Annotated in this window: 24 protein-coding genes; 21 read left to right on the plus strand and 3 right to left on the minus strand. The window is 40.2% G+C overall.

Annotation, left to right across the window (positions count from 1 at the left end; all coding sequences use genetic code 11):
• Nucleotides 1-79 precede the first annotated feature (79 nt).
• From AC1DIV_RS11395 to AC1DIV_RS11410, 4 genes are all read left to right on the plus strand, one after another.
• Nucleotides 80-1468, plus strand: a complete 1389-nt coding sequence (locus AC1DIV_RS11395) for an amino acid permease (protein WP_340874279.1) — start codon at nucleotides 80-82, stop codon at nucleotides 1466-1468.
• 64 nt (nucleotides 1469-1532) lie between these two features.
• The gene (locus tag AC1DIV_RS11400; RefSeq protein WP_477576416.1) at nucleotides 1533-1745 is read left to right on the plus strand and encodes a hypothetical protein; all 213 of its coding nucleotides are present in this window, start codon (nucleotides 1533-1535) and stop codon (nucleotides 1743-1745) included.
• Nucleotides 1746-1825: 80 nt separating this feature from the next.
• On the plus strand, nucleotides 1826-1963 hold the full coding sequence (locus AC1DIV_RS11405) for a hypothetical protein (RefSeq protein WP_477576418.1): 138 nt from the start codon (nucleotides 1826-1828) through the stop codon (nucleotides 1961-1963).
• A gap of 188 nt (nucleotides 1964-2151) precedes the next feature.
• Nucleotides 2152-2226: a BBE domain-containing protein gene (locus tag AC1DIV_RS11410; RefSeq protein WP_419721567.1), complete on the plus strand. Its 75-nt coding sequence runs from the start codon at nucleotides 2152-2154 to the stop codon at nucleotides 2224-2226.
• 110 nt (nucleotides 2227-2336) lie between these two features.
• Here AC1DIV_RS11410 and AC1DIV_RS11415 read toward each other — a convergent pair whose 3' ends face one another.
• Complete coding sequence (locus tag AC1DIV_RS11415; RefSeq protein ID WP_034305596.1) at nucleotides 2337-2549, minus strand: hypothetical protein; 213 nt, start codon at nucleotides 2547-2549, stop codon at nucleotides 2337-2339.
• 471 nt (nucleotides 2550-3020) lie between these two features.
• Between AC1DIV_RS11415 and AC1DIV_RS11420 the strand changes: the two genes are divergently transcribed.
• The 17 genes from AC1DIV_RS11420 (at nucleotide 3021) to AC1DIV_RS11500 (ending at nucleotide 18568) form a co-directional block, all read left to right on the plus strand.
• Nucleotides 3021-3932 carry a LysR family transcriptional regulator gene (locus tag AC1DIV_RS11420; protein ID WP_340874287.1) on the plus strand — a complete coding sequence of 304 codons (912 nt, stop codon included), beginning with the start codon at nucleotides 3021-3023 and terminating at the stop codon, nucleotides 3930-3932.
• 133 nt (nucleotides 3933-4065) lie between these two features.
• Nucleotides 4066-5088, plus strand: coding sequence for an LLM class flavin-dependent oxidoreductase (locus AC1DIV_RS11425; RefSeq protein ID WP_340874289.1), 1023 nt, complete (start codon nucleotides 4066-4068; stop codon nucleotides 5086-5088).
• A gap of 74 nt (nucleotides 5089-5162) precedes the next feature.
• The gene (locus AC1DIV_RS11430) at nucleotides 5163-6497 is read left to right on the plus strand and encodes an LLM class flavin-dependent oxidoreductase (RefSeq protein ID WP_340874292.1); all 1335 of its coding nucleotides are present in this window, start codon (nucleotides 5163-5165) and stop codon (nucleotides 6495-6497) included.
• 38 nt (nucleotides 6498-6535) lie between these two features.
• Nucleotides 6536-6796, plus strand: a complete 261-nt coding sequence (locus tag AC1DIV_RS11435; protein WP_048678988.1) for a glutaredoxin family protein — start codon at nucleotides 6536-6538, stop codon at nucleotides 6794-6796.
• A gap of 121 nt (nucleotides 6797-6917) precedes the next feature.
• Nucleotides 6918-7451 (plus strand): GNAT family N-acetyltransferase, encoded by a 534-nt coding sequence (locus AC1DIV_RS11440; RefSeq protein ID WP_063595209.1) that lies wholly within the window; start codon nucleotides 6918-6920, stop codon nucleotides 7449-7451.
• Nucleotides 7452-7471: 20 nt separating this feature from the next.
• Nucleotides 7472-8296, plus strand: a complete 825-nt coding sequence (locus AC1DIV_RS11445) for a transporter substrate-binding domain-containing protein (protein WP_340874298.1) — start codon at nucleotides 7472-7474, stop codon at nucleotides 8294-8296.
• Nucleotides 8297-8328: 32 nt separating this feature from the next.
• Nucleotides 8329-9036, plus strand: coding sequence for an amino acid ABC transporter permease (locus AC1DIV_RS11450; protein WP_340874300.1), 708 nt, complete (start codon nucleotides 8329-8331; stop codon nucleotides 9034-9036).
• Nucleotides 9037-9056: 20 nt separating this feature from the next.
• Nucleotides 9057-9767 (plus strand): amino acid ABC transporter permease, encoded by a 711-nt coding sequence (locus tag AC1DIV_RS11455; protein ID WP_340874301.1) that lies wholly within the window; start codon nucleotides 9057-9059, stop codon nucleotides 9765-9767.
• The gene (locus AC1DIV_RS11460) at nucleotides 9764-10534 is read left to right on the plus strand and encodes an amino acid ABC transporter ATP-binding protein (RefSeq protein WP_340874303.1); all 771 of its coding nucleotides are present in this window, start codon (nucleotides 9764-9766) and stop codon (nucleotides 10532-10534) included. Before AC1DIV_RS11455 ends, AC1DIV_RS11460 begins: the two co-directional genes overlap by 4 nt.
• Before the next feature lie 23 nt (nucleotides 10535-10557).
• Nucleotides 10558-11067 (plus strand): GNAT family N-acetyltransferase, encoded by a 510-nt coding sequence (locus AC1DIV_RS11465; protein ID WP_340874305.1) that lies wholly within the window; start codon nucleotides 10558-10560, stop codon nucleotides 11065-11067.
• Between the two features lie 14 nt (nucleotides 11068-11081).
• Nucleotides 11082-12224, plus strand: coding sequence for an amidohydrolase (locus tag AC1DIV_RS11470; protein ID WP_340874308.1), 1143 nt, complete (start codon nucleotides 11082-11084; stop codon nucleotides 12222-12224).
• A gap of 451 nt (nucleotides 12225-12675) precedes the next feature.
• Nucleotides 12676-13680 (plus strand): LLM class flavin-dependent oxidoreductase, encoded by a 1005-nt coding sequence (locus tag AC1DIV_RS11475; protein WP_063595204.1) that lies wholly within the window; start codon nucleotides 12676-12678, stop codon nucleotides 13678-13680.
• A gap of 86 nt (nucleotides 13681-13766) precedes the next feature.
• The gene (locus AC1DIV_RS11480) at nucleotides 13767-14600 is read left to right on the plus strand and encodes a MetQ/NlpA family ABC transporter substrate-binding protein (protein WP_063595203.1); all 834 of its coding nucleotides are present in this window, start codon (nucleotides 13767-13769) and stop codon (nucleotides 14598-14600) included.
• A gap of 43 nt (nucleotides 14601-14643) precedes the next feature.
• A complete protein-coding gene (locus AC1DIV_RS11485; protein ID WP_336863820.1) occupies nucleotides 14644-15723 on the plus strand; it encodes a methionine ABC transporter ATP-binding protein in 1080 nt (359 codons plus the stop codon).
• On the plus strand, nucleotides 15665-16315 hold the full coding sequence (locus AC1DIV_RS11490) for a methionine ABC transporter permease (protein ID WP_063595201.1): 651 nt from the start codon (nucleotides 15665-15667) through the stop codon (nucleotides 16313-16315). Before AC1DIV_RS11485 ends, AC1DIV_RS11490 begins: the two co-directional genes overlap by 59 nt.
• Nucleotides 16316-16350: 35 nt before the next feature.
• Nucleotides 16351-17199, plus strand: a complete 849-nt coding sequence (locus tag AC1DIV_RS11495) for a MetQ/NlpA family ABC transporter substrate-binding protein (RefSeq protein WP_252270290.1) — start codon at nucleotides 16351-16353, stop codon at nucleotides 17197-17199.
• A gap of 16 nt (nucleotides 17200-17215) precedes the next feature.
• The gene (locus AC1DIV_RS11500) at nucleotides 17216-18568 is read left to right on the plus strand and encodes an LLM class flavin-dependent oxidoreductase (protein ID WP_251541435.1); all 1353 of its coding nucleotides are present in this window, start codon (nucleotides 17216-17218) and stop codon (nucleotides 18566-18568) included.
• Between the two features lie 140 nt (nucleotides 18569-18708).
• Here the strand turns inward: AC1DIV_RS11500 and AC1DIV_RS11505 are convergent, their stop codons facing one another.
• Nucleotides 18709-19494, minus strand: coding sequence for a glucose-1-dehydrogenase (locus tag AC1DIV_RS11505; protein ID WP_336863822.1), 786 nt, complete (start codon nucleotides 19492-19494; stop codon nucleotides 18709-18711).
• An 18-nt stretch (nucleotides 19495-19512) separates the two neighbouring features.
• Nucleotides 19513-20364 (minus strand): GRP family sugar transporter, encoded by an 852-nt coding sequence (locus tag AC1DIV_RS11510; RefSeq protein ID WP_063592162.1) that lies wholly within the window; start codon nucleotides 20362-20364, stop codon nucleotides 19513-19515.
• Between the last annotated feature and the right edge of the window lie 192 nt (nucleotides 20365-20556).

Raw genomic sequence — 20556 nt, forward strand, 5'->3', positions numbered from 1 at the left:
CATTTCTAACCGCAATAATTAATAAGTTCGTGGTAAGGATAGAAAAGCATTACCGATATTGCATCTGGGGGAGTTAAACATGTCGAACAAGGAATTAAAGAGAGGGCTGGAATCACGTCACATTCAAATGATAGCTTTGGGCGGAACCATCGGTGTCGGGTTATTCATGGGATCGGCGAGCACGATCAAATGGACAGGGCCCTCTGTAATGCTTGCTTATGCCATCGCAGGTATTTTTATATTTTTCATCATGCGTTCCATGGGTGAGATGCTTTATTTAGAACCGACTACAGGTTCTTTTGCAACCTTTGCGAGCAGCTATATACATCCTTTGGCAGGTTATATGACTGCTTGGAGCAATTGGTTTCAATGGGTAATCGTCGGAATGTCCGAAATCATTGCGGTTGGCTTGTATATGCAATATTGGTTCCCGGAGTTACCGGCCTGGATACCAGGTGTGGTCGCCATGTTCATCTTGGGAGCGGCCAACCTCATTTCCGTTAAATCCTTCGGGGAATTTGAATTCTGGTTTGCACTTATAAAAATCATAACGATTATATTGATGATCGTTGCCGGCCTAGGCCTTATCTTCTTTGGAATAGGGAATGGCGGGGATGCGATTGGATTATCGAATCTTTGGGAAAATGGCGGCTTCTTTACGGGAGGCTGGACAGGATTCTTCTTTGCGCTTTCGCTTGTCGTGGCTTCCTATCAAGGCGTTGAGCTTATCGGCATCACAGCCGGAGAAGCGAAAGACCCAACGAAGACCGTAACAAAAGCGATCCAATCAATCATATGGCGCATATTAATTTTCTATATTGGTGCCATATTCGTCATCGTGACAGTCTTCCCTTGGGATCAACTGGATGACTTAGGCAGCCCATTCGTTTCAACCTTTGCTAAAATAGGTATCACAGCAGCAGCAGGCATCATCAATTTTGTCGTAATCACTGCGGCAATGTCTGGATGCAACAGTGGTATTTTCAGTGCAGGGCGTATGCTTTACACACTGGCATTGAATGGCCAAGCTCCGAAAATCTTTGCTAAAGTATCTAAAAATGGAGTGCCGGCATATTGTACGATCGCTGTACTTTTAGGATTGGGCATCGGAGTTATCCTGAACTATCTTGCACCGCCGCAAGTATTCCTTTATGTGTACAGTGCGAGTGTTTTACCTGGGATGATTCCATGGTTTGTCTTACTGATCAGTGAGCTTAAATTCAGAAAGGTAAATGCCGCTGAAATGGAGAAACATCCGTTCAAAATGCCGTTGGCCCCTTACAGTAACTATGCGACAATAGCCTTTTTACTGATGGTGCTGGTAGGTATGTGGATCAATCCTAGTACAAGGATTTCCTTGGTTGTCGGGATCGTTTTCCTAGCCTTGGTAATAGCAAGTTATTACATGCTGAAAATGGATAAACGAACACCATTGGACGTTAAATCCGATGATGAGATTTCAGGATAAGAAATTCTATTAGAAAGCCCTTCTCTAATTCGAGAAGGGCCTTTTTTGTCCTTGTAGATCAATTGTGGAATTCACGAGTAAAACAGCGAAACTCACGAGTAAAGTCGTTGGATTCACGAGTAAAACAGCGAAACTCACGAGTAAAGTCGTTGGATTCACGAGTAAAACAGCGAAACTCACGAGTAAAGTCGTTGAATTCACGAGTAAAACAGCGAAATTCGCGAGTAAAGTCGTTGAATTCACGAGTAAAACAGCAAAACTCACGAGAAGAAGTTGAATTCACGAGTAAAACAGCGAAACTCACGAGTAAAGTCGTTGAATTCACGAGTAAAACAGCGAAATTCGCGAGTAAAGTCGTTGAATTCACGAGTAAAACAGCAAAACTCACGAGAAGACGTTGAATTCACGAGTAAAACAGCGAAACTCACGGGTAAAGTCGTTGAATTCACGAGTAAAACAGCGAAACTCACGAGTGTAGCTAATTTGCCCCCGTAACAAGGGGGCCAGCAGGGGGAATGAATCAATAAGCTTAGGAATATGTCTTCTTGCCAGATTTTTTCATAGGATGTTGCCCGAGGAAGGGGCTATCTTTTGGAAAGAACAAAGCTTACCGGGCGTATCGTTACACCATTAAAGATTGACCAGTTGCTTAATATGGAGGAAATTTTAAACGGCTTCGAGTAGTGAAAACGAGGTATGATCCATACAATGCGTTTAAGTTCCCACAAAGCATACCGCCATTAAATAAGTGGGGTTGAAAAAGCTTGGATTCACCAAAAACATTCGTTATATAAAGGCCTATTCCTGAATTTGGATATAGGCCTCTTTCTTCTTGTTTTGAATCAATTAATCGAGATAATCCCCAGAATCATTCCGCTTGCTGAGCTTGTACTGTACTGTAAACCTGATTTACGGAAGATTGGGCTTGTGCGATTTCTTGAGCCGCTTGTTTAATGGCTTCTTGTGCCAAAGTTGGATCCGAGGAAGATTTTTCAATTGCTTGTGAAAGTAAGGTTTGCGTAAGGGTAACGTTTGCTTTTGCTTGATTTAATTGATTGATATCAATTTGTTGTTGAGGCATGTAGTTTCTCTCCTTATGTCATTATTAGAATTACTCCATTAGGATGACCTTTCTTTTCTTTTTTATAAGAAGAAAAAAATATAACGTAGACAGGATGTACAGCTTGGAAAAGTTCTGAAAAGGCCAAAAAAGTCCATTGGGGTAAACAATTTAACAATCCAAATTCGTAAAAAAGGTGCATCCTTAGGATTGAAAAGCGGGCAGAAAGAGAACGGAATTATTCGTTTTATTTACTTAGAATCCTGAAATTTTCATCTGCATATTGATATCAAATTGTAAGATAATGAAAAAAAATCGTGACTTATTCGTTGTTCAGTTATTTAAATTATACTTTACTTATTGGATTTATCAGATTAAAATCGGAGAAATAATCATTATAAGAGGATGAGCTGATTGGACAACCGAAAGCTCCTGAACGCGATAAGCGAACAGGAGCTTTTTGCGTTCATTTTGGAAAAAGGAGTTGGCAAGATGAATATTGATCATATTGAAGCTTTTATGTATGTTGTTCACCTTAATAGTTTTCATAAAGCCGCAGAGGCAATGTTTTTATCACAGCCAACGGTTTCGGCAAGGATTAAGACGCTTGAGAGTGAACTCGATTCAGTATTATTTGAGAGGCAAGGAAGAGGAATTATTTTAACTGAAAAAGGGAAAGCCTTCATTCCATTTGCGGATCAAATAATTCGTACCTTTCACCAGGGGAAAAAGCAGTTGAAAACAGGAAGCGAACTGGAGGAAATAACGATAGGGGCTAATATCATTACATCGCAATACTTTATTCCATTTGCTCTTCCTCTATGGAAAAAGGAAAACCCAAATTTACGCTTTAAATTTATTTCAGCAACAAATGATGCATTAATGGAAAAATTGCTTCAGAAACAGGTTGATATAGCCTTTATGAAGGATGTTACACATAGTGGTCTGCAAAATTACAAAACCCTTGATAATTCAATTCGTTTAGTCGTGTATCCAGGACATCCATTTCAACTTCGAACTGGGCTAACAGTACAGGAATTAGCAATGCAGCCGTTGGTATTTTTTGAGTGTGGTGCGCTTGACTGGAACCACGTTCATAAAATTTTTGAAGTATCAAATGTAGAGCCGCGCATTGATTTTCAGGTTGATCACCTGGAAGTGGCGAAGTCGTTAATTCTTAGCAGAAGCTGTATCGGATTTTTACCGTACTTATGTATTAAAAAAGAGTTAGAACAGGGAACTTTGATTGAAGTGGATGTGTCACATTTAATCAAGATAAAGCAGCACATCTATCTGACGCATTTAAATCACGGGATGGAATCCCCTTTATTATGGAAAGACATTCTTTTATCAATAAGGAAATTTGAGAAAAACCATCAGCAATTACAGATACAATCGAATTGATAGATATTTTCTATCAATACAATATTTTTTTCTATTAGTAAAACCATTGCCATTAGCATGTTTTAGGTGATAGGATATGTCAAAATATAATTATTCGCATAAGTAAACTTTGAATTAAATAGGAGGAGAGAATATGAGTTATAAGCTTGGCATTTTAGACCAGAGCCCGATATTTCCAGGGGCTTCAGCATTTGATGCACTACAGCAAACCATTAATCTGGCCAGACTTGCAGAAGAGTGGGGGTATACCCGTTTCTGGGTATCGGAACATCATCATGCCGAACAGCTGGCGGGGTCTTCCCCGGAAGTTTTGATTTCTTATTTATTAGCTCAGACAAAGTCGATTCGGGTAGGGTCCGGAGGTGTTATGCTTCAGCATTATAGTCCATATAAAGTGGCGGAAAACTTTCACGTATTATCGAATCTTTCGCCAGGCAGGGTAGACCTTGGCATCGGAAAGGCACCAGGTGGGCTCCCCTTATCAACGAAGGCGCTACAGTTTGGAACTGTGAATGATGGAAAAGATTTCGAAGAGCGGTTATCTTTCCTGCAAGAAATAATCGAAAATTCAGTTAATGAAACTCACCCGCTTGCAGGCATTCAAGCGACACCGCTACCTTCCGAAAAGCCTAAGCTGTTTCTGCTTGGTGCAAGTGCCGACAGTGCCAGGTTAGCAGCTGAACTTGGGATAGCTTATGTATTTGCTCGATTTATCAACAGTAATGAAACTGTACTTGAAGATGCTGCACACATTTACCAAAGTATCTATCCAACAGGTAGCTTTAAGGTATCGGTTTCAGTGATTGCTGCTCCTTCACAACATGAAGCGGAACAGTTAACAGGTGATCAGAAGATTGTGAAAGTTCATCTCAAAAGCGGTCGCTCTGTCACGGTCCAAACCTTAGCGCAAGCAGAGTTATTCGGGAAGCAGTCTGGGGAGCTTTACGAAATAGAAGAACAGGATTCCGATATTATTGCTGGAACTCCTTCTTATGTAAAAGAAGTCTTAGCAAATTTACATGAAAAGTACGGGGTAGATGAGTTTATCCTACATTCGCCAATTTTAAAGGAAGCAGAAAGGTTCAGATCTTTTCGATTGTTGAGTCCACTTCAATTAGCCTTATCTGAAGTGAAACACGTTACGAGCCAAAATTAAAAGGGCCTCAGCAATTAGGGGAGATGTGGGATGTCAGCATAGTTGAAAACCGACTAATTAAAGGAGGAGTATCGATGTCTGAACAGAGAAAGTTGAAATTTGGAGCGCTTATTCATGGAGTTGGAGGGAGTATATCTGGTTGGAGACATCCAGACATTCAAGCAGATGCCAGTGTTAGTCTTGAATTTTATAAGGAGCAGGCCCAGAAGGCTGAAGAGGGAAAGTTCGATTTACTTTTCATTGCTGACGGATTGTTTATCAATGAGAAGTCAATACCGCATTTCTTAAATCGATTTGAACCACTTACCATTTTATCCGCACTCGCTGCTTTCACATCAAGAATAGGGCTTGTCGGAACAGTTTCCACCTCATACAGTGAGCCATTTACTGTAGCTCGGCAATTTGCTTCACTTGATCACATTAGTCAAGGTCGTGGCGGATGGAACCTTGTTACTACCCCTCTTGAGAGTACGGCCTTGAACTATAACAAAACGATTGAAGAACACCCTGATCATGCCAAACGCTATCGGATAGCATCAGAATATATACAAGTCACCAAGGGACTTTGGGATTCATGGGAGGATGACGCGTTTACTCGGGATAAAGAGTCCGGTGAGTTTTTTGATCCTTCTAAAATGCATCAATTAAAGCATAAAGGAGAATTTTTCTCCGTGCAAGGACCACTCAACATTGCCAGATCTAAACAGGGGAGACCTGTCGTTTTTCAAGCTGGTTCATCAGAAGCTGGCAAAAATTTTGCGGCTAAAGAAGCGGATGCAATCTTTACAGGTCAACCAACATTGGAAGATGCCAAGATATTTTATCAAGATGTAAAAAACAGGGCTATTGCATTCGGGAGAAATCCTGATGAAATTGTTATTCTGCCAGGTATCGCGCCAATCATTGGTGCAACTGAGGAAGAAGCGGAGCACAAATATCAAGAACTCGCTAACCTGGTTTCTATAGATAAGGCGCTTGACTATTTGGGACGATACTTCGATCATCATGATTTTTCCCAATATGAACTGGATGCATCTTTCCCAGATCTCGGAGACATCGGAAAAAACAGTTTCCGAAGTACGACTGACCGAATCAAACAGGAAGCGAAGGAGAAACAGTTAACGCTCCGTCAAGTAGCACTTAAGGAGACAACACCCCGGACTTCTTTTATTGGAACTCCCGAGAAAGTAGCGCATCTGATTCAGCAATGGTTTGAAGAGAAGGGTGCGGACGGATTTATCTTTTCTTCAAGTGTTCCAAATGCTTTAAGTGACTTTGTAGACTATGTGATCCCTATCCTTCAAAAAAGGGGAATATATCGTACTGAATATGAAGCAGAAACATTAAGAGGCAACTTGGGGCTTCCATTCCCGGAAAATCGTTATGCGAAAGAAAGCATTAAACAATGATTGAAGAATCAATTTAAAAATTGAAGGAGGAATAAGAATTGGGAGAAGCGTTATCTGTCGTCGTTTGGTCAAAACAAGGATGTCACTATTGCGAAGAGGTTAAACAATACTTAAAAGAAAAGGAGATCGCTTATCAAACGGTGGATGTTACAAATCATGATGATCGGCGAGATATTTTAGAAATCAAATATGGTGTTCGGTATGTGCCCATTATTGAAATTGGGCGAGGTAGCGTATATGAGAGCGTTACGGAAATTGGAATTCCTAATCTTGAAAAAGTGCTTAAACGTGTACAATAACAAAAAATCACGCGATTAAAACTGAGTCTAAAAGAATGACTGATTGAATTAAGGAAAGATTGCATAAATAAATCCGACTATTCTTGTGTAATTAATATGTTATAGAAAAGGGGAGTTAATCATGACACAGCTAATCCGTCTTGCCACTGTAAAGGATGCTCCCGAAGTGCTAAACGTTACACTTCGGGCTTATGAACCAATCAGGGAATTGAATATTAACTTTCTCGCTGCGACTGCTGATTTGCAGCTAGTGACGAATAATATTCGGCGGAATCTCACTTATGTTTTAGAACAAGAGGGCCAAATTGTTTCCACTGTGACAGTTCGTCATCCATGGAATGATCCTGATCAGTTCAGTCCTTACCCATTCATTTGGTGGTTTGCAGTCGACCCCCTATACAAACAAAAAGGTTTTGGCTCGACTTTGTTAACCTGGGTGGAAGAAAACATACTTCGGAAACAGGTGAAAGCGCCGGCCGTCTATTTGGCGACAGCTGAACGTCATCCTTGGCTTGTTTCCATTTATGAAAGAAGAGGCTATGAGATTTTTGCTGAACGAGATCACGATGGAGAAAAAATTGTGTATCTTCGTAAAATTCTAGATGAAACGCTGTATCGCATTATTGAAAATAAAGAACCAATTGTTAGTAATTAAAAATGTTCGGGGGAATTGAGATGAAAAAAACATTATTACTTGTCATGGCACTGCTACTTACTTTTTTGGGAGCTTGCTCTTCGAATGAAACAACGAGTACAGCAAAATCCAGTTCTGGAGATTCAAAGGATAAAAAAGTTCGGAAGATCATTGTCGGAACTGGGACGCAATTCCCTAATATTTGCTTTTTGGATAGTAATGGTAAGCTGACAGGGTATGATGTCGAGTTGGTTCGTCAAATCGATGAAAAGCTGCCTGAATATGAATTTGAATTTAAAACGATGGAATTTTCTAATCTATTATTAAGTTTAGAAACGAACAAAATAGATTTTGTTGCGCACCAAATGGAGGTGAATGATGAACGAAAAGAAAAATTTCTATTTAATAAAGAACCATATAATGTCTTTCCCCTTCAAGTTACAGTTCATCAGGACAACAATGATATTCACTCCATTAAAGATCTAAAAGGAAAAAAAGCGATAGTGAGTGCAACGAGCAATTCTGCTGTTTTTCTTGAAAAGTATAATAAAGAAAATAATGCCGGTATTGAAATTGTCTATTCTGGTCAAGGCGTAGATGATACGAAGAATCAAATCAAAACCGGTCGGGCGGATGCTACCATTACTACACCATTTGCCGTCGACTTCTTAAATAAACAAGCAGATGCACAGCAAAAGGTTGTGGGTGAGCCGCTTCTTAATTCAAAAGTATACTTTTTGCTAAGAAAAGACGAAACGCCTTTACAGAAGAGAATTGATGAAGCACTTGTGGAACTGAAAGAAGAAGGGGTAGTTAGCGAACTAAGTAAAAAGTGGCTGGGCGCAGACTATTCAGTGGGATTTTAATTAGATAGTAGTAAGCGCGGAGGTGCTAAAGCATGGGGAAAGCATTTGATCCTTCATTAATCGTCGATTTCATTCCGACATTAATATATTATCTTGGAGTAACATTGCAAATTCTGGCAGCATCCGTTTTATTAGGAATGGTCATCGGGATAGCGGCAGCCATCCTGAGAATATTTCGTATCCCTGTCTTGAATCAATTTGTCATATTATATATTTCATTCATTCGGGGAACGCCTATTTTAATACAATTATTTCTAGTTTTTTATGGGCTGCCTGCAATCCTGATATTCATTAATATTGATATTTCAAGAATGGATGCTCTGTATTTTGTCATTATTACGTATGCATTAAGTAATGGGGCGCATTTCGCAGAAATATTCCGGGGAGCAATTAAGGCTGTCGATTACGGGCAAACGGAAGCAGCATATTCTGTTGGCATGAATAATAGTCAAAGCTTTTTTAGAATTGTGCTTCCTCAGGCCATACGGATTGCTTTTCCGAATATCGCAAACTCTATTATCGGATCCTTAAAGGATACCTCACTTGCCTTTACCATTGGCGTAATGGATATGATGGGGAGGGGAGAGACATTGATTGCCGCAACTGCACATGCTCTCGAAGTCTATCTCTCATTGGCCGTTATCTATTATGCAGTCGTGCTATTGTTCGAGAAGATATTCAGACTTTATGAAAACCGCATTAATCGGCATCAATCTGTTGATGTGTCTGTTACTGGATAACAAAGGGAGGAGGGAAGGACTTGACGATTGATATATTATTCATTTGGACTGCTTTTAAGGAGATTATTAGAGCACTTCCGATCACACTTATCTTAACGATTCTTCCTCTTCTTGCAGGTTTTATTATCGGTCTCGCTGTTGCCTTGATTAGGATTTATAAAGTGAAATTTCTAAGTGGAATTGCAAATGGCTATGTTTCCTTCTTTAGAGGAACACCGATTATCATGCACATAATGCTCATCTATTTCGGTTTTCCATTATTAATCGATAAAATTTCTAAAAAGTTTGATTTGGGTATTCAATCTAATTCCATTCCGATCATTTTATTTGTCTTAACCGCCTTATCGTTGAGTTCGGGTGCCTATTTGTCGGAAATATTCAGATCGGGAATTATCAGTGTCTCCAATGGCCAAATGGAGGCAGCCTATTCCGTGGGGATGAATTCGTTTCAAGCCATGACGCGAATTGTTTTGCCACAGGCCATTGCACAGTCCATCCCGAATTTCACGAATATCTTCATTGGATTTCTTCATACGTCATCCATTGCTTTCATTGTATCGCAAAAAGAAATGACAGGAGCAGCCAATATTGTTGCATCCACCAATTTGAAATTTTTGGAGTCTTTTATCGCTGCTGGTTTGATTTATTGGGGTCTCACAATCATTGCAGAGGGGCTTTCGTTTTTAATTGAGAAAAAGGTCACTGCCTATAATCGAGGAGGAGTACAATGATTTATTTAAAAGATATAAAAAAATCATTTAACCAGCAGCCTGTTTTAAAAGGGATTAATTTGAAAATAGACAAGGGAGAAGTAGTTACCATTCTAGGACCAAGTGGATCTGGGAAAACGACCCTGCTTAGGTGCTTGAATTTTCTGGAGAAACCAGAAGAGGGTATCGTTCAAGTGGGAGATATACAGGTGAAGCCCAAGAAGGCGACCAAAAGGGAAATCTTGTCCCTTAGAAGACAATCGGCGATGGTTTTTCAGCATTATAACTTATTTGCTCATAAAACTGTTTTGGAAAATGTAATGGAAGGGTTAATTGTTACAAAAAAATATAAGAAAGCTGAAGCGAAACGGGAAAGCGAGCTGTTATTGGAAAAAGTAGGTTTGGGAGATAAGCGTAACCATTTTCCTTCGCAATTGTCAGGAGGTCAACAGCAACGTGTTGGAATTGCCAGGGCACTTGCTTTAAATCCGGAGGTCATTCTATTTGACGAGCCAACGTCGGCACTCGACCCTGAGTTGGTTGGGGAGGTGCTTTCTGTCATAAAAGCAATTGCACAGGAAGGCATCACGATGGTGATTGTAACCCATGAAATGAGTTTTGCTAAAGAGATATCGGATCGTGTTCTTTTCATGGATGGCGGGGTGATTGTAGAAGAAGGTTCACCATTGGAGATTTTCAATGCTCCAAAGGAAGATCGAACACGAAAATTTTTAAATCGGATATCAAGAGATTTTTCCGTATCGTTTTTAGAAGAAAGGGCCAATTAAAGGAAGGGGCAAAAGGAGGACGTATGATTAATACAATCGTAGTCGATGAATTGATTGAAGCGGATAAAGAGACGGTGCGCCGCTTATTGGTAGAGAGTTATCAACAATATGAACATGAATATTCGAACCCGGAAGCTTGGAAAGGATATTTAAAAAATATTGAATCCTCGGTGGATAATCCACATGTTGATAAGGTGTTGGTTGCAAAGTGCAATCAGGATATCCTTGGCACATTACAGCTTTTTCAGTCATCTGAAAAAGCCTATGAAAAGCCGGAACTTGGGATTTTTTCACCAATCATTCGGTTGTTGGCCGTTCATCCCGAATCAAGGGGACGCGGTATCGCTCAGGAATTATTAAAGGCTAGTGTAAATTATGCAAAATCGCAAGGTGCGTCTAATTTGTATCTACATTCTACTGATAAGATGCATAAGGCCATTAAACTATATGAATGGTTTGGCTTTAAACGGGATCGAACGAAGGAATTTCAAAATCATGATATTTTAGTAAAATGCTATCGCTTGGATTTATAGAAGGAGGCGACTGTATGAGTCGAGAGCTGGAAAAGCGCTTAATATCGATACGGCGCCATTTACATCAATATCCTGAGTTATCAAATGAAGAATTTGAAACGACAAAATCAATTCAAAATTGGCTCGAGGAAGAGGGCATTGAAATCCGTCATACAGGATTGAAAACAGGTGTTTTTGCAGATATAAAGGGTGGCAGACCCGGACCGACAGTAGCCATAAGGGCGGATATTGATGCTCTTCCAATTGAGGAACGAACCGGGCTTCCATTTGCTTCGAAAGTAAAAGGGGTGATGCATGCTTGCGGCCATGATTTTCATACGGCAGCTGTTATAGGTGCTGCCTACCTTTTGAAAGAATATCAATCAGAGTTGTGCGGGACAGTGCGATTGCTTTTTCAACCCGCAGAAGAATTAGGTGGCGGAGCGGTACATGTGATAAAAGATGGTCAAATTGACGATGTAGCGGCTGTGATTGGGCTGCACAATAAACCCAATTTGCCTGTCGGTACCATTGGGATAAAAGATGGTCCGTTAATGGCGGCAGTAGACCGTTTTCATGTTGTTCTTCAAGGGAAGGGGAGCCACGCGGCCATCCCTCAACACGGAAAAGATCCAATAGCGGCAGCGGCTCAGCTTATTACCGCTCTTCAAACTATCGTCAGCCGGAATGTATCCCCATTAGAAAGTGCCGTGGTGAGTGTTACGAGAATAACAGGTGGAAACACGTGGAATGTAATTCCGGGTGACGTCATATTGGAAGGAACGATTCGAACCTTTAGTTCTGGGATCCGCGAAGAAGTAAAAGAAAAGTTTTATTCGATTGTGAATCATATTGCTGCTGCTTTTTCACAGGAAGCTGAGATTGGTTGGTTTCCTGGACCGCCCGCGCTTCTTAATCATCCGGCAGTCACAGAGATGGCACGCAGGTCTGCTCGGCAGCAATCATTGCATGTAATCAATCCAGAACCTTCAATGGGTGGTGAAGATTTCGCTTATTACCTTCAACATATCCCCGGTACCTTTGCCTTTTTTGGTACAAACGGAAACGAAGACTGGCATCATCCAGCTTTTACTGTTGATGAAAAAGCCATTATTAAGGCCGCTCATTTTTTATATGAAAGTGCCAAGGATTTATTATATAACCATGGTAAGTGGTGAACATACATGACAAAGGTGCCAGACACATTTTCGTGCCTAGCACCTTTGTTGTTGTAATTCCTAAGGTTTCGGTCAAATTTGATTTCAAGCATATTCATGATGCGAACATTCCCCCCATTTTAGCTTCCACACATAGCCACTCTTCATTTTTTTATTCCAGCTTTTCATAGACTCCTCTCTCCATTTCTCTTCCTCTCATTGATTAATCTTATTCTGATAGCGGTATGAAGATAAATCTCAAACCATGATAGGCGAGAGCGTGGTTAATTATTAGGCAAAGGCATTCCAAATTCATAAGTAATTGATAGAATTTTTTTATCAATTAAATAAATTTTTCTATCAAATAAGGTGTTGTCAAGTGCTTGTTTACAATGTTAGGATGAATTTCAATTACATTAAAACAACTAATTCGATTTGTTAACTCGGTATTAATGATTGGAGAGAAAGTCATATGAGTTTTAAGCTTGGAATATTAGATCAAAGCCCCATTTTTCCTGGGAGTTCAGCAGTTGATGCACTTAAGCAAACCGTAAACCTAGCTCAAAAAGCTGAAGAATGGGGATATACCCGTTTTTGGGTATCGGAACATCATCATATGGAACAAGTTGCTGGATCTTCACCGGAAGTATTAATTTCTTATTTATTATCGAAAACCACATCCATTCGTGTAGGTTCGGGAGGTGTCATGCTTCAACACTACAGCCCTTATAAAGTCGCTGAAAATTTTCATGTTTTATCCACTCTTGCCCCGGGCAGGGTAGATCTTGGCATTGGTAAAGCACCAGGTGGATTTCCTTTATCAACAAAGGCGTTACAATTTGGAACTGTGAATGATGGAAAAGATTTTGGGGAACGTGCATCCTTATTGCAAAAGATAATTGAAAATTCAATCGATGATGTTCACTTGCTCTCTGGTATTCAAGCAACACCGATACCGCCTGAAAAGCCAGAAACCTTTCTGCTTGGTGCAAGTTCAGACAGCGCTCAACTAGCCGCTAACCTCGGAATGGATTTTGTATTCGCCAGATTTATTAATAGTGATGATACCAAGCTGTATGAAGCGTCTTCTGCTTACCGAAGCAAGTACCCAGAAGGGCGCTTTATCGTATCAGTAGCGGTTGTGGCAGCTCCTACCCAACAAAAAGCAGAGGAGCTGGCAAGCGAACACAAACTATTTAAAGTTCATCTACAAAGTGGCCGGACGCTGACAGTTCAATCACGTGAGCAGGCTGAGTCATTTGAGAAGCAGGCTGGTGAAGCTTACGAAATAGAAGAGCAGACCGCAAGTGTTATTGCTGGAACTCCAGGATATGTTAACGGGATTTTAAAGGAACTTCAGAAAGTTTTTCAAGTGGATGAATTTATTTTGCATACACCGCTTCGAAGAGAAGCAGAACGGATCCAATCCTTTCAGTTGTTGAGTCCGCTTCTCTTAGGGGAAGAGACTAACATATAGAGGAAAAGAAAAGATCCAGAGGGCATGAAGAAGCTGATAAATGTTTGTTATTCCAATATAAAAGGATAAAAAAGGAGCGAGAAACATTGAAGAAAATTAAATGGCTGTCCGTTACTGTTTTAACAGTAGTATTGCTGGTATTAGGAGCTTGTGGAAGTAATGAGCAAACATCATCGGGGAGTAAAGGAGACAAGGATGAGGAAGTGACTTTGAAAATTGGTGCAGCCTCAATACCACATGCAGAAATTTTAGAGTTTATCGCACCGGATTTAGAAAAACAAGGCGTGAAACTGGATGTAGTGATTTCTACGGATGGTATTCAAACGAATCAACAAACAGCAGACAAAGAATTGGATGCAAACTTCTTCCAACATACCCCTTACTTAGAGCAAGTAAATAAAGATAGTGGTTTGAATTTGGTTAATGTGAAGGGTGTACATATTGAACCATTTGGTGTCTATTCCAAAAAAATTAAGTCTATAGGTGAATTGTCAGACGGAGCGAAAGTAGCCGTACCGAAAGATCCAGTAAACTTTTCGCGATCGTTACAGCTTTTTGCGGCAAATAATATCATTGAGTTGGATGCTTCCAAGTCAGGGGATTATACGATTGAGGACATTACAAAAAATGATAAAAAAATAGAATTCATTCCAGTCGATTCCCCTCTTTTAGTTCACTCGCTAGATGATGTGGAAGCATCGGCCATTAACACAAACTATGCTCTGGAAGGACGGTTAAAACCTCTCGATGATGCACTGATAATTGAAGGGAAGGACTCACCTTATGTAAACATTTTAGTTGCTCGTCCAGACAATAAGGACGATAAAGCGATCCAAAAGCTTGCGAATGCATTAACGACGGAAAAGGTCAAAGAATTTATTTTTGATCAATATGAAGGAGCCGTCGTGCCCGCGTTTTAAGGGGTGTCTATACCAAGCTAGTTAATAAGAGGAGGTGGCCACTTTGATAGAATTTCGTCGGGTTTCAAAAGTTTTTGATGGCGGGGAGAAGAAAATTGAAGCGTTAAAGGAGATTAATATAACCGTTGAAAAAGGGGATATATTCGGGGTTATCGGTTTTAGTGGAGCCGGAAAAAGTACACTCATCCGAACTGTGAATCTACTTGAATATCCTACTTCAGGTGAAGTGATTGTAGAAGGAAAAGACCTTGCCAAGATGTCTGAAAAAGATTTGCGTGAAGCTAAGAAAAATATTGGCATGATATTTCAGCATTTTAATTTACTTAATTCCAAAACAGTCTTTGATAATGTGGCGATGCCATTATTGTTAAGTAAAAAAAAGAAAAAAGAGATTGAAGAACGAGTTAATGAGATTCTCCGCTTTGTTGGTCTAGAAGACAAAGCAATGAACTATCCAAATCAACTTTCAGGTGGACAAAAGCAGCGTGTCGGGATTGCCCGTGCTTTGGCTACAAACCCTTCGATTTTATTATGCGATGAAGCAACATCGGCATTGGATCCACAAACAACAAAATCAATCCTGAATCTGTTGAAACGGATTAATGAAGAATATAAAATTACAATTCTAATTATCACGCACGAAATGGAAGTGATTAAAGAAGTTTGTAATCGGGTTGCAGTGATGGAGGATGGGAGCGTGATTGAATCAGGAAATGTGATCGATATTTTTGCCCGTCCACGAACAGAAACAACACGTAACTTCATTCGATCGGTTGTTCGCGATGAAGTGCCATCAAGTGTATATGGATTGCTCAATGAGGATGCCTATTTCAGTCGAATTTTTAAAATTGATTTTTTGGGATTGAGCTCTGGGCAGCCTATCGTTTCAAAAACAGCGAAGAGGTTTAGTGTGGAAATAAACGTTCTGTTCGGCAATATTACTGAGTTACAAGGCATCCCATTTGGTAATTTAATTGTTGAAATAATAGGAAATGAAGATGAAATTGATCGGGCATTACAGTTTATAAAGAATCAAAATGTCAAAGTGAAGGAGGTTACGAAGGATGGAAGTAAGCAAAGAGCTCATTTTAAACGCCTTGTGGGAAACTCTGTACATGGTTAGTATTTCACTTTTTTTTGGAAGCATCATTGGAATATTCTTAGGCATTTTATTGGTTGTAACAAGAAAAGGTCATATTTATGAAAATAGATTTATTTTTTCTATCGTGAATCCGATTGTAAATATTTTCCGATCGATTCCGTTTATTATCTTGCTTGTGGCGATTATTCCATTTACAAGACTAATGGTTGGTACGTCGATTGGTACAACAGCAGCAATTGTGCCACTCGTGCTTCATATTGGCCCATATATCTCAAGACTTGTGGAGAATTCGCTATTGGAAGTGGATGAAGGCATTATTGAAGCCGCGAAAGCCATGGGAGCAACGCCGTTACAAATTATTTTCAGGTTTTTAATGCCTGAGGCTTTTGCGTCATTAATTCTAAGTATAACAACTGCAACAATTGGGTTAGTGGGCGCTACAGCCATGGCAGGAGCTATAGGTGGCGGTGGACTTGGAGATGTAGCGATAACATATGGCTATCAACGCTTTAGCACTATTACGATATTCGTCACCGTTGTAATTCTAGTAATTGTTGTTCAGGGAGTACAAAGTTTAGGAAATATATTCGAACGGAAAATTAGAAGAGTGTAGTGGCGGTAGTGTACAAAGGGAGAGTGGAATGAATGATGAAAAAATGTATTTTACCTATACTGCTTATCTTGGGGGTGTTATTGGCAGGTTGCTCAAGTGATTCAACGAATGCAGGAGGGAAACAGAAAGTGAAGGTAGGTATTAGAAATTCTGAACTTCGAACATGGGAATTTTTAAAGGAACAGGCTGAAAAAGAAGGGGTGGAAATTGAACTTGTTAATTTCTCTTCGGCATATGATCCGAACGAAGCGCTGGCAGAAGGGGATATTGATATCAACGCCTTTCAACATGTTGCCTATTTAGATTCATTTAATGCGAACAATAATACAGACATCGTTCCAATTGGGACTACGATTATTGCTCCTCTCGGTTTGTATTCAAGCAAATATAAATCGGTGGAAGAGATCCCAAATGGTGCACAAATTGCTGTGCCCAATGACCAAGCTAACTGGGGAAGAGCTTTATTGCTATTACAAGAAGCAAAACTCTTAAAGGTTGTGGATGACTTTGACGGGAATGGTGGACAGGACAAAATAAAGGAAAATCCGAAGAAAATCAAAATTGTTCCTGTCGATGGTGCCAGTGCCCCGCGTGTGATGGAAGATACAGCTGGTTCGGTGATTAATAATGGAGTTGCGGTAGAAGCGGGACTAAATTTAAAAGATGCTCTTATTTATGAAAGTAGTACTGCAAAGCCTTATATTAATATCATAGCGGCTAGGAGTGAAGATCAAGACAATGAAATTTACAGAAAATTAGTTGATCTCTATCAATCAGAGAAAACGGCTAAATTTATTGAAGAAACTTACAATGGAAACTATATTCCAACATTCATTACCTTGAAAGAATTGAGCAGTTATAAGGAGATTTATTCTAATAAATAAGGAAGGAGAGATTAGAATGGCTCAAGACAGACAGATGAAGTTAGCTGCTTATCTGATTGGAACAGGTATGCATGTTGCGTCGTGGCGGCATCCGACATCAAATCCGAATGCAAGTATTGATGTGAAAGCTTTGCAAAGACTCTCGAAAATTGCAGAAAAAGGGAAATTTGACCTTGCCTTTGTGGCAGATAGTTTGGCCATTAATCATGAATCGCATCCTCAAATACTTAATCGATTTGATCCTATTGTACTAATTACAGCATTAGCTGCAGCGACAGAAAAAATCGGCATTGGGGCGACAGCTTCTACAACGTATAGTGAACCATATGTACTCGCTCGCCAATTTGCTTCTGTTGACCATATAAGCGGCGGACGGGTGGGATGGAATGTTGTTACTACAGCTGATGCGACCGGAGAGACGGCCTTGAATTTCAGTCGTGATAAACATTTGGCACACGATCATCGTTATGAACGAGCGGAGGAGTTCATCGACGTTGTCCAAGGATTATGGGATTCGTGGGAAGATGATGCGTTTGTGCATAACAAAGAAACGGGACAATTTTTTGATCCTGATAAAGTGCATGAGCTTCGGTATAAAGGCAACTATTTTTCGGTAAAAGGTCCGTTGAATATTGCACGTTCGGCGCAGGGGCAGCCGGTTATCATTCAAGCGGGTGCGTCTATACCAGGGCAGCGATTAGCCGCTCGAACAGCCGAAGTCGTTTTCACACATTGGGATAACATTGAAGAATCCAAACGATATTATCAAGAATTAAAATCGTCTTTAATGGCCTTTGGAAGAAGCGTGGAAGAGCTTCACATCCTTCACGGCATTTCCCCTATTATCGGAGAAACCGAGGAAATAGCCATTCAAAAATACAATAAACTCCAAAGTCTCGTCGACCCTTATGAGAGTTTGAAATTCGTTTCTGGTTATATGGGCAACGTGGATTTTTCAAAATATTCTTTAGATACACCAGCGAAGGATGTTGAATTTCCATTAGTAAATAGCATACAAAGTAACTTTAATGAAATGAAGAAAATTATTGGTGAAGAAGACATAAAAGTGGGTGAATTATATGCGAGATTTTTCAGTCCTGCCAGACGAGATAGATTTGTCGGTACACCAACTCAAGTAGCTGATGAAATGGAGGTATGGTTTACTGAAAAAGCTGCAGATGGCTTTATGCTTCAATTTCCATTGTTACCAGGCGACTTAGAGGATTTCGTCGAGAAGGTTGTTCCCATTTTACAGGAGAGGGGTTTGTTCCGTTTGGACTATGAAGGAGACACTCTCCGTGATCACCTTGGATTAAAGAATCCAAAAAATCGCTTTGCTAATGAAGAAATATCAAATTATTTGGAATAAGGGATATCTCGTATTTTCATTAGAATCATTAAAGTTATATATAATGGGAGTCCAAAGGAATGAGGGACATAGGAGAAATCCTAGTCCCTCAAATTCTTTTCTCCTAAATATCAACCGCTACTAAAACTAACAAGTTAAGTTCAGCCTCTTCCTGCTTGGAAACCTGGATATTTGGTCATTCCGCCATCAGCATATAAGGTCAAGCCCGTTACATAGCTCGATTCAGCGGAAGCGAGCCAAGCGGCACAAGCGGCAATTTGTTCCGGTTTTCCGATGTATCCCATCGGTATCAGGTCGATTACTTCTTGTTTAGCTTTCGGGTCATTGAATTTTTCGGCATTGATGGGTGTGTCGATTGCACCAGGTGAAATATTATTAATGCGGATCCCTTTAGGAGCATATTCAAGTGCAAGGGTTTCTGTCATCATCTTGACTCCGCCCTTACTTGCTGCATAGTGGACAAAATGAGGCCAAGGTATCCGGTCATGAACGGAAGACATGTTAATGATATTGCCCTTAATGCCATGATCGAGCATATAACTGATTGCTTCCCTGCTTGCCAGGAACATCCCCGTTAGATTTACATCGATGACTTTCTGCCAATCTTCAAGAGTCAATTTTTCGCTGGGCACTTCATTTTCAATACCAGCATTGTTGATCATGATGTCGATTGTACCAAAGGTGTCCACAGCGAAAGAAAGCAATTTCTTCACATCCGCTTCCTTTGAAACGTCACCTTGAATGGCTGCGGCTTTCCCGCCTGCAGCTTCAATCATTTTGATGATTTCTTTATGGTCGCCATTTTCAGTGTGATAATTTAATACTACATGTGCTTTTTCTTTACCGAACCTTTCGGCCATGGCTTTTCCTAATCCTTTTGCCGCGCCAGTGATCACGACCACTTTTTTCTCTAAATCTTCATACATCATTCAGCTCTCCTTTGATTATTCTTTTGTAAAGCCAATCATGATTCCGCCAGCAATTACGAGTACACATCCGATGATGACAAAGGCCATTTGCTTTTTGGATTTTTTCTCTCCTAAAAGAAAGATGCCGCCTAAAGTGGAAATGACGATTCCCATTTGGGAAAATGAGAATGCGATGGCCACGCCCACTTTAGGATTAGCGAGCAGGAGACCGATATTACCGACAGCCCACATCATTCCGGTAAGGATATTTCGTCCGGCATACTTATTAAACGGTTTATGTTTGATGGAAAGGAGCAAGGCAGCCAGGAACATGCCAATTGCTTGCGGCAGGATCGCCGACCATCCGTCAACCTCATTCCATCTGACGACGATGACATATGTAACATAACCCACCGTAGAAATGGCAAGGTAAAAAACCCCTTTTTTCATGCTTCCTTCTTTTTTGTTATCACCATCGCCATAGCTTGTCAGCAAGACACCTGTAATCAAACAGATGATTGCAACAATGCCGATGATGATTGTCATCTTGTCATTCCATTCCCTGAAAATGATAACCGCAAAAAATGTATTTCCTAGAATTTGCAGTCCTGTTGAGATTGGAACGGTTTTCGATACCCCGATTTCCTTGACGCTATTGAATTGAAATAACTGCCCGAATGCCCAGCCTATCCCGGAAATGATGCCGACAATCCACACTAGACTGCTCCATTCCGGCGGATTGATGAAAGACATCATGATGGCGAACAGTAATGAACCGATTGTAATGCCAAGTGTTTGATTATAAGAGTTGCCTCCGAGTTTTTCGGAAACAAGCACTAAGCTGCCCCATGTCAATGCAGGGAGTAGCGCAAAGAGAAAGCCTTCCACAAAATTTCATCTCCTAAACTAGAAAACAATGTTTTTATCAATATAAAATAGTTAGTAAGCTATTGAATGTATGTATAGTTTTCCCTTTACACGGGAAAGAAAACATGGATTTAATTTACCAATTTGTCATTTTATTTTTCGGTGTGGAAACAATGAAATAATAAGTGGTTTATGGTACTTTTAATTTAAAAA

Source organism: Peribacillus sp. 05N428, from assembly GCF_056397085.1.

What these genes read in the sequence shown, in the direction of transcription:
- AC1DIV_RS11495 (WP_252270290.1), top strand. Translation starts at nt 16,351, where the DNA reads ATGAAAAAATGTATTTTACCTATACTGCTTATCTTGGGGGTGTTATTG.
- AC1DIV_RS11445 (WP_340874298.1), top strand. Translation starts at nt 7,472, where the DNA reads ATGAAAAAAACATTATTACTTGTCATGGCACTGCTACTTACTTTTTTG.
- AC1DIV_RS11470 (WP_340874308.1), top strand. Translation starts at nt 11,082, where the DNA reads ATGAGTCGAGAGCTGGAAAAGCGCTTAATATCGATACGGCGCCATTTA.
- AC1DIV_RS11440 (WP_063595209.1), top strand. Translation starts at nt 6,918, where the DNA reads ATGACACAGCTAATCCGTCTTGCCACTGTAAAGGATGCTCCCGAAGTG.
- AC1DIV_RS11460 (WP_340874303.1), top strand. Translation starts at nt 9,764, where the DNA reads ATGATTTATTTAAAAGATATAAAAAAATCATTTAACCAGCAGCCTGTT.
- AC1DIV_RS11415 (WP_034305596.1), bottom strand. Translation starts at nt 2,549, where the DNA reads ATGCCTCAACAACAAATTGATATCAATCAATTAAATCAAGCAAAAGCA.
- AC1DIV_RS11505 (WP_336863822.1), bottom strand. Translation starts at nt 19,494, where the DNA reads ATGTATGAAGATTTAGAGAAAAAAGTGGTCGTGATCACTGGCGCGGCA.
- AC1DIV_RS11450 (WP_340874300.1), top strand. Translation starts at nt 8,329, where the DNA reads ATGGGGAAAGCATTTGATCCTTCATTAATCGTCGATTTCATTCCGACA.
- AC1DIV_RS11395 (WP_340874279.1), top strand. Translation starts at nt 80, where the DNA reads ATGTCGAACAAGGAATTAAAGAGAGGGCTGGAATCACGTCACATTCAA.
- AC1DIV_RS11500 (WP_251541435.1), top strand. Translation starts at nt 17,216, where the DNA reads ATGGCTCAAGACAGACAGATGAAGTTAGCTGCTTATCTGATTGGAACA.
- AC1DIV_RS11425 (WP_340874289.1), top strand. Translation starts at nt 4,066, where the DNA reads ATGAGTTATAAGCTTGGCATTTTAGACCAGAGCCCGATATTTCCAGGG.
- AC1DIV_RS11475 (WP_063595204.1), top strand. Translation starts at nt 12,676, where the DNA reads ATGAGTTTTAAGCTTGGAATATTAGATCAAAGCCCCATTTTTCCTGGG.
- AC1DIV_RS11430 (WP_340874292.1), top strand. Translation starts at nt 5,163, where the DNA reads ATGTCTGAACAGAGAAAGTTGAAATTTGGAGCGCTTATTCATGGAGTT.
- AC1DIV_RS11465 (WP_340874305.1), top strand. Translation starts at nt 10,558, where the DNA reads ATGATTAATACAATCGTAGTCGATGAATTGATTGAAGCGGATAAAGAG.
- AC1DIV_RS11420 (WP_340874287.1), top strand. Translation starts at nt 3,021, where the DNA reads ATGAATATTGATCATATTGAAGCTTTTATGTATGTTGTTCACCTTAAT.
- AC1DIV_RS11490 (WP_063595201.1), top strand. Translation starts at nt 15,665, where the DNA reads ATGGAAGTAAGCAAAGAGCTCATTTTAAACGCCTTGTGGGAAACTCTG.